Below are 14341 nucleotides of genomic sequence, written 5' to 3' on the forward strand. Positions count from 1 at the left end.
TCCTACTTTGGGGAATGCTATGAAATAGGCTCTAATCCTTCTTTAAGGAAGTTGAACCAGTTTTCACCCAATATTTTTCCAGCCTCAGATTCACTGAATCCGTGATCCATTAATCCGTTGTAGATGTTCTCCATCCCTGCGCTGCCGCAGAACCATGGCAGCGCATCTGGCCATCCCGAGTTACTTGCTGAACCTTCGCCGTAATCCATCGCTTTTGACCAACGCCCGTTGCGCATCCACTCCAACACTTGTTGCGGCTGATTTAGGCACAAATCGCTACCGATACCTAAATGCTCAACGCCAAACATGTCTGCGGTTTTCGCAACCATCTGGCAGAAATCATCCAACGTGCACTGGCTGCCATTTGGCAAATGGAACGGATATAAACTGAATCCAATCAAACCACCGCGCTCCGTCAGTGCTTTGATCACGGTGTTAGACTTGTTGCGCAGTGCGTCATGCGCAAACGTCGGGTTAGCATGGCTGATACAAATTGGACGCGAAGAAAGATCGATGGCTTCCAACGTCGAACGCTCTGCACTGTGGGACATATCAATGATCATCCCGACTCGGTTCATCTCTTCAATCGCTTGCTTACCAAAGCGAGTTACGCCGGAATCGTTTTGTTCGTAACAACCTGTCGCCAGTAAGCTTTGGTTGTTGTAGGTCAGTTGCATGATCAGCAGACCTTGGCGGCGCATCACTTCAATCAGACCAATTTCATCATCGATAGGTGAGCAATTTTGCGCGCCGAAGAAGATGCCGACTTTGCCTTCTGCTTTGGCTTTTTCTACATCTGCCATTGAATAAATAGGCATGATGAGGTCCGCATTTTGCTCGAAGCGCAAGTTCCATTCAGCAAAACGCGTTAAGGTTTCGCGCGCAGTTTCGTGGTAGACGATGGTGGCATGAACGGCGGTAATGCCACTCGCCTTAAGCGTTTGGAAATACTCTCGATCCCAATTGCAGTACTGCAATCCGTCAATCACAATCCGTTGTTGGTACATAACCACTCCTTAAACAATTTCTTAGCCTTTCAGTGCGGGTAACTGACACCATCAGCTACCCTGCTGTTCTTAGTAAGGGCGCTGATAAGCGGTTTTCACCACGGTGTAGAACTCTTTGGCGTACTGCCCTTGCTCACGAGGGCCAAAGCTAGATTCTTTACGGCCACCAAATGGGACGTGATAATCTGTACCCGCAGTTGGCAAGTTAACCATGACGCAGCCCGTTTGGACTTGCTGTTTGAAGATCGCGCTATTGCGCAGACTTTGCGTGATAATGCCGCCTGTCAGGCCAAAGCGCGTATCGTTCGCGACTGCAATTGCCTCATCCAGATCAGAAACGCGAATCACGCTTGCCATTGGTGCAAAGACTTCTTCTTGGTTCACTTCCCAGCTGTTTTGTGTGTTCAAGAACAGGGTTGGTGACATATAGTAACCGTCATGCTCTAGGCTCAGACGCTCACCACCGAAAGCCAGCTCCGCGCCTGCTTGGCGTGCGTTTTCGATCCACTCAAAGTTCGCATTCAGCTGGTTACCATCAACAACAGGGCCCATGAATACGCCCTCTTCTAGAGCGTGACCCACTTTAAGTTCGCTCATGCGTTTGATTAGCGCTTCAACATACGCGTCGTGAATTCCGTCCATAACCACAAGACGAGAAGACGCGGTGCACTTTTGACCCGCACCCGAGAATGAGCCTGCGATTGTCGCTTCGACAGCAATTTGAATATCTGCATCATCTGCCACTACGAGCGCGTTTTTGCTGCCCATCTCTAGCTGACAACGTACAAAGTTTGGTGCCGTAGCCGCTGCAACTTTACGGCCTGTGTCCACAGAACCAGTGAAGCTCACGCCGTTCACATCCTTCGAATTGATAAGGGTATTACCGACTTGCGAACCGCTACCCAAAACGAGGTTAAACGTGCCAGCAGGTAAACCTTGGCGATGGATAATCTCTGTCAGCGCAACGGCACTTGCTGGGGTTAGGTTGGCAGGCTTCCAGACGACGCTGTTGCCAAACGCAAGTGCTGGCGCGATTTTCCAAGCCGCTGTTGCTGTTGGGAAGTTCCAAGGAGAGATAATGGCGATAACGCCGACGGCTTCGCGAGTAACTTCAACGGAGACACCTGGACGGACGGAAGCAGCGCTATCGCCAATTTGACGCAGAACCTCAGCAGCAAAGTATTGGAAGAATTGGCCAGCACGGTAAATCTCACCTCGACCTTCAGAAAATGGCTTACCTTCTTCACGCGAAAGCAAGGTGCCCAATTCGTCACATCGTGCAATGAGCTCATCACCAATCGCTTGTAGCACTGCTTGCTTGCGCTCGATTGGTGTTTTTTCCCACTCTGGCTGCGCTGATTTAGCCGCTTGAATCGCTTGCTCTACTTGCGACACACTCGCTTGTGCGAAATCGCCAATGTTTTCGCTGATATCAGAAGGGTTAATATTGGCGATGGTGTCCATGCCCGATTGCCACTCACCCGCTATATAGAGGGATTTTTCTGCTTGAACATTGTTAATAAAAGTCATGGTTCTTTCCTTGTTCTTCCGATTTGTGATGGCAAGCCACTCACTCACTGATCTCTAATTATTCTCGTTGGATTTATTCTGGTTGGCTTGCCGACGCGTAGACAACAAACTCCACCAACATCTCTTCTCGCGCTAACCCTGCAACCACCATGGCGGCGCGATTTGGGTACGGCGCTTCAAAATATTCCGCGTACACTTGGTTAACGGTCTTTAAGTATTCTCTGTCAGTCACATAAATCAGGACCTGCAACACCGAGTCCAAAGACTCCCCTGCACACTCCAGGGTGTGAATGAGATTGTTAAAGGTTTGACGTGTTTGTGCTTCGATACCGCCTTCCACAACCGCGCCTGTGTCATCAATAGGAATTTGAGCCGTATACAGGGTTCCGTTGTTGACTATCGCCCATTCAAGCGGCGCTTTAGAAGCAAATAGACTGGTTTTAACTGGGTGTTTTTTAGTAGGAGTATTCACGTGCCTTTCAACCTTTGTAACAGCTTTGTTTCAATATGGTTAAATGATGCACATTGACAAGCGATAAATCTAACGGTAAATTTTTGACATTTGATAAATTAAACTTATCACTCTGTTTAAAATAACGTAAATAAAGGGATTAAGAGGCATTAGGGATGAGTATTAAGCTTCAACAATTAATGCATTTTGTGATGGTAGTCGAGGAAGGAGGCTTTCGAGCCGCTTCACATCGTGCAAATCGTTCTCAGGCGGCACTGTCAACATCGATAAAAGAGCTTGAAAAAATTCTAGGGCAAACGCTGTTTGAACCCGGAAACAAAACCAAATTGACCCCGTTTGGTGAAATTTGTCTTCCCAAAGTGGTTCAGTTTCTCAATATCTACAGTGCACTAGACAACGATCTCAAAGCAGCCGCTGCCGGACAGCAAGGGAGAGTGCGAATTGCGAGCGTTCCTTCTGTTGCAGCAAAGCTCATTCCTAGCGTGTTGGGCGCCTTTTGCGAACAGTATCCAAATGTAGAAGTAAGCTTGATAGACGATAATGCCGCTGGTGTCGAGGCTCGCCTACTCTCCGGTGAGGTCGACTTAGCGCTCGGTAACCCCTCTCACCTCGATGAGGGCGGCATTGACTTTACGCCGCTGTTAGCTGATCCAATAGGCGTGGTGTGTTTAAAGGACAACCCTATTGCGAGTCATCCAGAAGGAGTCGAGTGGCAAACTTTGTTGGAACAACCCTTTATCCGTAACGGCACTTGTACACTTCTCGATCCAACCCCAGCAAGAGCTCTGAGTCAGCAAGCGCTCTATTCGGTCGAAAATATTACTTCGCTGTTTTCTGTCTTAGAACTTGGGATTGGTGTCACGACCCTACCGAAGCTTGCTTTCCCAACCAATGAAACACGCTTGGTTTGGATTCCGCTTATCGATCCACCACTTGAAAGGCAAATTGGTATATTTACGTTAACCGATCGCACGATCTCGCCTCAAGCTAAAGCATTTCACGATCTTTGTGTGCATTATTTAAACTATCAAAAAGAAGATAAATAATGGTTCGATTAACATGCGGATAATTAAAAGCCTCCATATTCAGAGTGGAGGCTAATTTGTATTTGTGTATTCGCTTCGTTCTATTTTTTGCGACGATTTCGGTTCTTATACACCACGCAAAAGTTACCACGCTTGGTACGACACTTTGAGCAACGCTCACAATCTACTGGTGCGCGATTGCCTTCTTTCCAACGTTTGATCAACTGTGGCTCAGCCAATAAAGGGCGTGACACAGCAAAAAACTGGATATCTGTGTTTTCTGCAATTTTCTCAATCGCATCAATGTCGCTCAGCCCGCCGACAGTAATCACCGGTATACTAACGTCCTGACTGATCACGTGACCATATTCGTGAAAGTAACCTTCTTCTTGTAGTGTGTAACCATCGAACGTTTGACCAACAAGTTCGTTTGCTTTGCCGTGAACATTGCCAGATACGATGATCGCATCAACGCCTATTTCTTCAAGTTTCTTACAGACGACGCGAGTTTCATCGAACGTTAAACCGCCGTCAAAGAACTCTGTTGCCGTCAGTTTAACGAGGATGGGAAATTCGCTTCCAACCAGCTTTCTGGTTTCAGAATAAATTTCTAAAAGAAAGCGCATGCGATTTTCTAAGTCACCACCATATTCGTCTTCGCGACGATTATAGTACGGGCTTAAAAACTGGTTAATTAAATAAGTGTGCGCCGCATGAATCTCTACGCCGTCAAAACCAGCGTCTTGAGCACGTTTGCTCGCCAATGCGAATGCCTTTACGATGTAGTCTATTTCGTCCTTTGTCATCGCTTTGCCTTGCGTATTTGTACCACGCTCAGGCACGTCACTCGGAGCGAAGATGACACGCTCACCGACGTTATGGGTGGTTTTGGTGCCACCGTAAGCAATTTGCATCACGATTTTAGAATCTTGTTGATGTACTAGCTCTGTTAGCTTTTTGTATTCTTCAATAAAAGAGTCGTTGTAGATCCCCATCATACCTGCGTTGGGTTTCTCTTCTTCAACGATATTGGCATAACCTGTAACAATAAGCCCAACTTCCCCTTTCGCAAGCGTTTCGTAAATATCGTAAAGCTTTGCCGTCATGTGACCATCTTCGGTCGCCATGTTCTCCCACGTTGCGCTTCGCACAAAACGGTTCTTTAGGGTCATGTTGCCAATGCGGGCTTCGGAAAACAAAATGCTCAAAACCAGTCCTCTTAAAGTTGTCTTTATGTTTTATCTTTTCGCAAGTAAACAAGAACGAAAAAGGAACAGCGATACACGATGTATGGCTGTTCCTTCTCTGAATCCTTGAGACCTGCAAACTACAGGCGCACCTTAATGCCTCGGAGACGACAAAACTTTAATCTGGGTTAAGGTTTAGTGAGTTTTTAGATTATGTAAAAGGATGATTCTTAATCGTGTTCATTTCACTGGAGTTAAGATGCTTCCTCACCCACTTTCAGTCGTAAAACTTGTGTATTTCGCTAGCTGGTGATTCAAATTAAACATTCACATTGTTAGTTTGTATGCTGCTATGGGAACTAGCACTACCCCAAATGTTTACATTACAAACTATCGATATTGAATTCTCATATGGTAAGTAGAGTTATTGCGCTGTTTATACTTTTTAGCTTAATAGTCGCTATCTCTTGGCATTATTGCACGTCAGCAAAAACGTGCTCCACTATGTTTTACACACTGGTTGTTTTTACTTTTAGATATGAATACGTGATAGTGAAGCTAGAGGAGGAACAGGAAAAACAGTGAAAATAAAGGACAATAGAAAGTTAAATGACCTTACTTCCAGGTAAGGCCATTCATGCATTCAGCAGCAAAAGATATTGGCGTTTAGCAAACGCTTAGGTTTGGTTGTTACAGAGCTAGAGGAATCAACTCGACACCAAGCACACCACTGATCCCCATCACCACTAGCAGTGAGACTTTAAACACCGACTTTGACCAAGCGATGTAGTTGTTGTCATCAATGCTGCGAAAGGTCACTTTCGTCCACATAAAGCAAACAACCGCTGCAACCGCTAAGTATTCATACCCGGCTTCACCTAGTAAAAATAACCCCAACGATACTGCTCCAAACGCCACGACATACGCTTTCATGTGTCGATGCGCTTTATGAATACCTTCTTTAACTGGCAATACGGGAATCCCGGCTTCTCGGTAGTCTTGCATGCGAAACATGGCAATGGCATACGAGTGCGGCATTTGCCAGAGACAGAACATGGTAAAGAGTAAAATCGCTTCCAAGCTAATGAAGTTTGTTACCGCTAAGTAACCCACCAATGGCGGAACTGCACCTGAGATACTTCCCACTAAGGTCCCATACACCGAGTTACGTTTATACCACATCGTGTAAAAGAACACGTAATACACGTAGCCAAGCAACACGACGACAGCGGATAGTGGGTTCACTCGGATAAATAACAGTGCGGTTCCTACCAGCAATAAAGCAAGTGCATAAACAAACGCAATATCGATATTGATGTTGCCTTTCACTGTTTCACGATTTCGTGTACGTGCCATCTTTTGGTCGATATCACGATCGAAAATATTATTCACCACACAACCTGAAGCGATGACTAACCCAACACCAACTAACGTCGTAACGAACAACATTAGACTGGCTGGTTCTGTTTTTGCGGCGAGGAAGAACCCCGCCGCAACAGAAATCAGGTTGCCGAAAATAATGCCCGGTTTAGTGATAGACAAATAACTTTTCAGCATACCTTGACCTACAACTTCATGTTGACGTTCATGTTGTAGATGATCCATACCGAGCCAGCGATAAGGATAAGTACAACAATGGCGGTAAACATCAGTGATACAAGGTTCCAACGTCCGTCGGATGTTTTTGTTTCCATGTGCAAGAAGTATTTAAAGTGAACAAATATCTGCACTAATGCACATCCAAATAGAATCGCATAGGTCGTTGTATCTGGTAATGATTTCGTCCAAACAAAGTAGAACGGAATTACCGTCAGAATCAGTGAGGCAATAAAGCCTTTCACGTAATCTGACGAACTGGTTTCTACATGTTGATCCATTACATTACCCCCAGTAAGTAAACGATGGTAAAGACACAAATCCAAACGATATCTAGAAAGTGCCAGAATAGGCTTAAGCAGTTAAAGCGCATTGCCATATTGTCGTTTAGACCTTTCGTCGACAGTTGATGGTACGCTACCGCTAACCAAATCAGACCAAAGGTTACGTGCAGGCCGTGCGTACCAACCAACGTAAAGAATGCCGACAGGAATGCACTTGTTTGTGGGCCATAGCCTTCTTCAATCAGGTGATGGAACTCATAGACCTCCATACAGATAAAGCCAAGACCAAGCGCGAACGTGACTAACATCCAACGTTTGAGACCAGCAACGTTGTTGCGCTTCATCGCGATAATGCCAAAACCAAATGTGATACTGCTAAACAGCAGCAGCATGGTTTCGACAAAAACGAATGGAAGTTCGAAAATGTCTTTACCTGTTGGGCCCGCAATTGAATTGCTCGACAGCACAGCGTAAGTCGCGAACAAGGTCGCAAACAGTACACAGTCACTCATCAGGTAAACCCAGAAACCAAATAGCTTGTTGCCATTCGTGTCATGGTGGTGATCATGGTCGTGATGTGCTGCGATATTAGTTTGCATACGTCACCTCCAGATCATCTTTACTTTCGCTGTCTTTCACTGAGTTTTTCTTCGCTTCTTCAAGCTGAGCTCGACGTTCGGCCTCAATTGCTTTGATCTCTTCAACTTCCACGTAGTAATCCACATCATCGTTATAGCTATGCTGAATACACGTCACGATAATACCGACCAAACTTGCCGCCGCTAGCCACCAGATGTACCAAATCATGCCGAAGCCAAATAGGAGCGACCAAGCCGACACGTAGATGCCTGTTGCAGTGTTTTTTGGCATATGAATACGTTCGTATTCCACTTCTTTAGTTGGATCGAACTCGCCACTTTGTTTCTGGTACCAGAAGGCATCCAGCACATCACCTTTTGGTAGGTGCGCAAAGTTGTAGAACGGCGGTGGAGACGATGTTGCCCACTCAAGAGTACGTCCACCCCACGGGTCACCAGTTAAATCACGGTTTTGCTCGCGGTCACGGATACTCACGTAAATTTGGATGAACTGAGACAATACGCCCAGCGCAATCACAACCGTACCTGCTGCGGCAATCGACAACAGTGGGAAGTATTCTGGGTTGATGTCTTGGCTTAAACGACGAGTCATCCCCATAAAGCCCAGCGCGTAAAGCGGTAAGAACGCCATTAAGAAACCAATAATCCAAAGATAGAACGCGCGTTTGCCCCAAGTTTCATTCATGGTGAAACCGGTCGCTTTCGGGAACCAGTAAGTGATCGCAGCGAAACATCCAAACACCACACCACCAATGATTACGTTATGGAAGTGAGCGATAAGGAATACTGAGTTATGCAGAACGAAATCTGCGCCCGGAACAGCCATTAGTACGCCCGTCATACCACCAACAGTAAAGGTGATAAGGAAGCCCACCGTCCACATCATTGGCGTCGTAAAGCGGATGCGGCCTTTGTACATCGTGAATAGCCAGTTGAAGATCTTCACCCCTGTTGGGATAGAAATGATCATCGTGGCAATACCGAAGAAGGCATTTACGTTCGCGCCAGACCCCATCGTAAAGAAGTGGTGTAGCCAAACGACAAAGGCAAGAATCGTGATAACTACGGTAGCCCAAACTAGCGATGTGTAACCGAACAACTTTTTACGTGAGAAGGTTGCGGTGACTTCTGAGAACACACCAAAAATTGGCAAGATCAAAATGTACACTTCTGGGTGACCCCAAGCCCAAATCAGGTTGACGTACATCATTACGTTGCCGCCAAGATCATTGGTAAAGAAGTGCATGCCTAGGTATCTATCCAGCGTAAGCAGAGCGATAGTCACCGTTAGGATTGGGAATGAAATGATGATCAAAATGTTTGCACACAGAGACGCCCAAGTGAAAACTGGCATCTTCATCATTGGCATAGACGGTGTACGCATACGCAAAATGGTCGCGAAGAAGTTCACGCCTGTTAACGTCGTACCAACACCTGATATCTGCAGCGCCCAAATCCAATAGTCGACCCCGACTCCTGGGCTAGCCTCAATACCTGAAAGCGGCGGATACGCCAACCAGCCGGTACGACCAAATTCACCTAAGCCGAGAGACATGTTTGTTAGGATGACACCTACAACAAACAGCCAGAAGCTCAAGTTATTCAGATACGGGAAAGCTACGTCACGCGCACCAATCTGCAATGGCACGATGATGTTCATCAGACCAATGACCAATGGCATCGCTACAAAAAAGATCATGATCACGCCGTGGGCAGTAAAAATTTGATCGTAGTGATGCGGTGGCAAGTAACCTGCTTCACCCGCAGAAGAAAGGAGTTGCTGACTACGCATCATGACTGCGTCAGCAAAACCACGAACAAGCATCACCATCGCTACTGCGATGTACATGAAGCCAAGTTTTTTATGGTCTACTGAAGTAAACCATTCATTCCACAAATATTGCCACTTTCCGGCTTTGGTCACCGCGTAAACTACGGCTAAACCAACCAGCGCCACAACCGCTAGGGTGATGACGATAATAGGTTCGTGGAATGGAACTGAATCAAGAGTTAATCTTCCAAACATTACGATTATCCTTGGTTTTCAGGCAAACAGTTCATTGAACCAGGATGCTGAGTCACAACGTCGGTGAACAAGAACGGAGGAACGCTAGAGAACAAAGTGACTGGCTCTGCGATACTTGGCGCTGCCAGTGAGCTGTATTGCTCCCAATCTTCAATACGATCAGGGCTCGCCTTCACTTTCTGCACCCAATTTAGGAACGCAGCACGATCAGACATTGCTGAAGCTGTGAACTTCATTTGCGAAAAGCCTTCGCCGCTGTAGTTCGATGCAAAACCCTTATAGTCACCTTCGTGGTTCGCTATGAGGTTGAGCTTGGTTACCATTCCTGGCATCGCGTAGATCTGTGTACCTAAGCGAGGGATGAAAAACGCGTTCATGATGTTGTCCGAAGTCAGTTTGAACTGCACTGGCACGTCTTTCGGGAACGCCACATAGTTCACCGTCGCAATGTTTTCCTCTGGATAGATGAACAACCATTTCCAATCGAGTGACACCACTTCGATGGTCATTGGTTTAACATCACTTTCCAAAGGTTTGGATGGCTCTAGTTCATGAGTCGAACGCCATGTGATCGTCGCAAGAATCGCAATGATGATGATTGGAATTGTCCATACCACCACTTCGATTTTGGTCGAGTGTGACCACTCGGGTGCGTACTCTTCTTCAGTATTAGAGGCGCGGTATCGGTAAGCGAAGTAAATCGTCATTAAAATCACAGGGATTACAACGATCAACATCAGCAAAAGAGCAGTAATAATTAACTCTTTTTCTTGCACACCAATGGCACCTTTGGGGTCAAGTAAAGCTGAATTACATCCTGAGAGCATAAGTATGACGGACGCCAAACTTCCCCTCGACAAGATGCGTTTATATCTTGAGGCTTCCATTAACTTTCTCGATGGTTGTCTGGTTTCAAAACAGATGCCAATCAAAGTAAATAAGAGCTCACAAATTGCGCAGAGGTAATGTATGAGAACAAGAAGAAACTTCGATAAGTAGTTATTCTACTTACAATTTTTCAACTTCGTCATCAAGCATTTAACCAGCTAGAATGAACCGTTATTTGCTACGATACGATTGGTATCAAGCCAAGAACCAGTTGTTATAGTCATTAGAATGTTTATGTGTTGAGCATGAGTAACGTCGGGTTCAGAGCGAAACAAAACGGAATTGAGTGGAGATCAAAACCACACTCTTAGTGTGAGTTTATTGTTACACTTTGAAACACTATGTTACATTTGGCGCATTATGAGGAGTAAAAAGTTAAAGCTCATTAGCCACAACTGGAAACTAACCTTCCATTAATGGAAGTTACACACTTTAAATAGAATATTAACCTCAACACGAATTTCTCGTGCTTCAACAATTAATTATTTAAAAACAAATAGTTGAAACTTAAAATTGATGAGACTGACTATCAACTTCATTTACGCAGATAGCCTTAATGAGAAGCGGAAACTAAAAAACCAAAAGTGTGATCAACATCAAATTAATGATTTCACTTAATATTTGAGTGGTATTTACATCTCTTTATTGGATTGTGAGAAATCATTCTCAAGGTAAATCCAAACATAAGTTGTAAATACATTTGGGTTGCGCAGAATTGGCACTCCACAACATAGAAAATGCTGAAATGGAAAGAAACTTATTATTCAGGTCTATCAGAGCCTTATTTCAGTAGTCACTTACATACGAATACCGCCATCCACTTCTAAAACCCTGCCAGTAAAGTAATCACTCTCAATAATGTATTTTACTGCATGCGCGATTTCGCTTGTTTCGCCCATCCTGCCAACTGGGATCATCTTTTCTAATCGCTCTATGGCTTCGGGTTTCATTTGCTCTGCCATCGCGGTGTGTACTACACCTGGTGCAACCGCCGCCGCGCGAATACCGTATCTTGCGAGCTCACGGGCCCATGTTGTCGCCATGGTCGCGACCGCCGCTTTTGACGCAGAATAATTGGTTTGTCCGATATTCCCTGCTCTCGCAACACTAGAAATATTGATGATAACGCCTTGGGAGCCACTCTCAATCATCTTGACGGCAGCTTCACGCCCACACAAAAATGTTCCTGTCACGTTAACGTTCATGACCAAATTGAATTGATCTAAAGACATCTTACTGATCACGCCATCTTTTGCTTTTACAAGTAACCCATCTCTTAACACGCCAGCGTTATTGACTAACCCATTGAGTTGACCAAAATCTTGGATAATCGCTTCAAACGTGGTTTCAACATCGATTTCGTTGGTGACATCCACTTGATATGTCAACGCTTTCGCACTCAGCATTCGACACTGCTCTTGTGTTTCCATTAAGCCACTGGCGTTTACATCCAATAACGCTAAATCAGCGCCAGCTTGAGCAAGGGTAATGGCCATCATTTGCCCAAGCCCCTGCCCTGCTCCTGTAATGGCAATAACACTACTTTTTATGTCCATATTGGTGCACTCCATAGCTCGTAATGTTCTATACCTCAACCAGTCTAAGTTGGCCGAAATGATGCGCATTTTACGTCACCATCTCGGGCTGGTTTGTCACAAAACTCGGTCTAGCCTTTCTTACTCTTGTATAACTCAAATAAGCTTGAGAAATCGAGCTCGCCGTGGCCGCTCGCGTTGTGGAAAGAATATAAGTTGCGCGCTAACGACCCCATCGGAACCGAAGAATGTGTTTGTAACGCCGCATCTAACCCCAAGCCGAGATCTTTTAGCATGAGTTTGCTCATAAAGCCCGGTTGGTAATCGTGACTGGCTGGCGCACTGTCCATCACGCCTGGGCAAGGATTGTAAAGCTCCAATGCCCAATTTCGGCCAGAGCTTTGCAGCATGATGTTTGATAGCACTTTTGGATCGAGTCCATGATCGATACCTAGGTTTAATGCCTCGCACGTACCAGACATTAAAATGCCGAGCATAAGGTTGTTACAGATTTTTGCCATTTGACCATCGCCTGCTTTGCCAGCATGGAAAACATTTTTTCCCATATACTGCAAAATCGCATTGGCTTTAGAAAACGCTTGATCCGAACCACCAACAATAAAGGTTAATGTCGCCGCTTTAGCGCCAGCAACGCCCCCCGAAACGGGCGCGTCGACAAACAACACGCGTTTATTTGCCGCTTCATTGGCGACTAATCGCGCAGAGTCCGGATCAATGGTTGAACAATCAATCATCAAGGTACTTGGCGAGACAAGATTGAGGACACCTACGCCACCGTGTAAGTCACCAAGATACACGGAACGAACGTGAGACCCTGCTGGTAGCATCGTGATGACTGTGCTAGCACCATCTACTACCTCTTCGATAGAGCTCGCCACCACCGCACCAAAAGGTACTAGTTGCTTTGCGGCTTCGCTATCGACATCGAATACTTGCACGTTAAATCCAGACGCGAGTAAGTTTTGCGCCATAGGATGCCCCATCCTTCCTAAACCGATAAATGCGATGGTACTCATGATCATTCTCCTTATTGACCTAGTGTTTGTTCACCCAAATTAGCAAGCGGATGCTCGTTATCTGACCAAAGCGAGGTAAACAAAGTATCGATAACATCTTCATCGACTTCACTGACACTGTTAAATATCCAGCTCGGCTCGCCATCCCGGTCAATGAGCCGAGAACGGACGCCCTCTTTAAACTCACCTAATAAGGCACTGCGAACCGACAAACTCAACTCTAAACGGAAGCAATCTGCAAGCGGTAAGCTGTGGTACTCTTTCACTTGTCTAAAGCAAATATGCGCGGTGATCGGACTGCCCGATGCGAACGTTTGTTTCGCGTTTTCTATCCACTGACTGTTCCCGTCGATAGCCATGATTCGCTGTGCTATCGCATTAAGATCAAAGCCTTTGCACGCTTCCTCTATCTGATCTAAGTATGGACAAATTTGCGTGGTTGGTTTGCTATCAATAACCTGTTCTTCCATTAATTGTAGTAGCGCAGTTACCAACTCTTTCGCATCTTCTTTGCCCCACTGGAGCCGCTTTAGCTCATCCAGTAAGGTGGGATACTGCTCTTCCAACAGTAACCAATCGGCCAAACCAATAGTGACAGCGTCACTTGAATTTACCATTGAACCTGTCAATCCGAGGAATAAGCCCACTTGCGGATCTATCTGGCTTAAAAACCACGTACCTCCCACATCAGGATACAGTCCGATATTGATTTCTGGCATAGCAAGGCGTGATGTTGTTGTCACAACTTTATGGCTGGTTCCCATAAAAAGCCCCATCCCACCGCCCATGACAATACCTTCTCCCCAACCGATAATGGGTTTGTTGTAAGTGTGGATGAGATAGTCACACTCATACTCCAACGAGAAATAGTTCGTACAGAACTCTACGATTTTTTCTTTACTCTCGTTATGCATGACGTGATACATAGCTCGAACATCACCACCAGCACAGAATGCTTTTTCTCCAGCGCCAGTCAGTACCACACAAGCCATATGTGGATCATCTTGCCACTTGATAAGCTGATCGTTGAGTTGGACCAACATGTCATACGTCAATGCATTCAATGAAGCGGTGTTTTCTAACGTTGCGATACCAATGCGGTGCACGCCATCTAAGCACTCTATTTCACTAATGGTTACCATCCCTGCCATGTGG

At 45.7% G+C, this 14341-nt stretch carries 13 protein-coding genes; 1 reads left to right on the forward strand and 12 read right to left on the reverse strand.

The features are described from left to right. Positions 1 to 17: 17 nt before the first annotated feature. From N646_RS22165 to N646_RS22175, 3 genes are all read right to left on the reverse strand, one after another. Positions 18 to 1007, reverse strand: coding sequence for a membrane dipeptidase (locus N646_RS22165; protein WP_017821202.1), 990 nt, complete (start codon positions 1005 to 1007; stop codon positions 18 to 20). Positions 1008 to 1076: 69 nt separating this feature from the next. Continuing rightward, complete coding sequence (locus tag N646_RS22170) at positions 1077 to 2537, reverse strand: aldehyde dehydrogenase family protein (protein ID WP_017821201.1); 1461 nt, start codon at positions 2535 to 2537, stop codon at positions 1077 to 1079. Positions 2538 to 2610: 73 nt separating this feature from the next. Continuing rightward, positions 2611 to 3009: a RidA family protein gene (locus N646_RS22175; RefSeq protein WP_005375789.1), complete on the reverse strand. Its 399-nt coding sequence runs from the start codon at positions 3007 to 3009 to the stop codon at positions 2611 to 2613. Positions 3010 to 3164: 155 nt separating this feature from the next. Between N646_RS22175 and N646_RS22180 the strand changes: the two genes are divergently transcribed. Continuing rightward, positions 3165 to 4055: a LysR family transcriptional regulator gene (locus tag N646_RS22180; RefSeq protein ID WP_017821200.1), complete on the forward strand. Its 891-nt coding sequence runs from the start codon at positions 3165 to 3167 to the stop codon at positions 4053 to 4055. 80 nt (positions 4056 to 4135) lie between these two features. Here the strand turns inward: N646_RS22180 and N646_RS22185 are convergent, their stop codons facing one another. The 9 genes from N646_RS22185 to N646_RS22225 all read right to left on the reverse strand — a co-directional run bounded on the left by N646_RS22185 (position 4136) and on the right by N646_RS22225 (position 14337). Beyond that, entirely contained in the window at positions 4136 to 5242 is a 1107-nt protein-coding gene (locus tag N646_RS22185) for an NADH:flavin oxidoreductase (RefSeq protein WP_017821199.1), read from the reverse strand. Positions 5243 to 5911: 669 nt separating this feature from the next. Next, complete coding sequence (gene cyoE, locus N646_RS22190; protein WP_017634257.1) at positions 5912 to 6826, reverse strand: heme o synthase; 915 nt, start codon at positions 6824 to 6826, stop codon at positions 5912 to 5914. Next, the gene (cyoD, locus tag N646_RS22195) at positions 6787 to 7098 is read right to left on the reverse strand and encodes a cytochrome o ubiquinol oxidase subunit IV (protein ID WP_005375783.1); all 312 of its coding nucleotides are present in this window, start codon (positions 7096 to 7098) and stop codon (positions 6787 to 6789) included. The genes cyoE and cyoD overlap by 40 nt, the downstream gene beginning before the upstream one ends. Then, positions 7098 to 7700, reverse strand: coding sequence for a cytochrome o ubiquinol oxidase subunit III (cyoC, locus tag N646_RS22200; protein WP_005375782.1), 603 nt, complete (start codon positions 7698 to 7700; stop codon positions 7098 to 7100). The genes cyoD and cyoC overlap by 1 nt, the downstream gene beginning before the upstream one ends. After that, positions 7690 to 9726, reverse strand: a complete 2037-nt coding sequence (cyoB, locus tag N646_RS22205) for a cytochrome o ubiquinol oxidase subunit I (protein WP_005375781.1) — start codon at positions 9724 to 9726, stop codon at positions 7690 to 7692. Before cyoB ends, cyoC begins: the two co-directional genes overlap by 11 nt. Before the next feature lie 5 nt (positions 9727 to 9731). Next, complete coding sequence (gene cyoA / locus N646_RS22210) at positions 9732 to 10613, reverse strand: ubiquinol oxidase subunit II (RefSeq protein ID WP_005388604.1); 882 nt, start codon at positions 10611 to 10613, stop codon at positions 9732 to 9734. Between the two features lie 798 nt (positions 10614 to 11411). After that, entirely contained in the window at positions 11412 to 12170 is a 759-nt protein-coding gene (locus tag N646_RS22215; RefSeq protein ID WP_005375778.1) for an SDR family oxidoreductase, read from the reverse strand. Positions 12171 to 12280: 110 nt separating this feature from the next. Then, positions 12281 to 13186, reverse strand: coding sequence for a 3-hydroxyisobutyrate dehydrogenase (gene mmsB / locus N646_RS22220; RefSeq protein WP_005375775.1), 906 nt, complete (start codon positions 13184 to 13186; stop codon positions 12281 to 12283). Positions 13187 to 13197: 11 nt separating this feature from the next. Next, positions 13198 to 14337, reverse strand: coding sequence for an enoyl-CoA hydratase/isomerase family protein (locus N646_RS22225; RefSeq protein WP_017821198.1), 1140 nt, complete (start codon positions 14335 to 14337; stop codon positions 13198 to 13200). Between the last annotated feature and the right edge of the window lie 4 nt (positions 14338 to 14341).

The organism is Vibrio alginolyticus NBRC 15630 = ATCC 17749, from assembly GCF_000354175.2.
GTDB lineage: Bacteria > Pseudomonadota > Gammaproteobacteria > Enterobacterales > Vibrionaceae > Vibrio > Vibrio alginolyticus.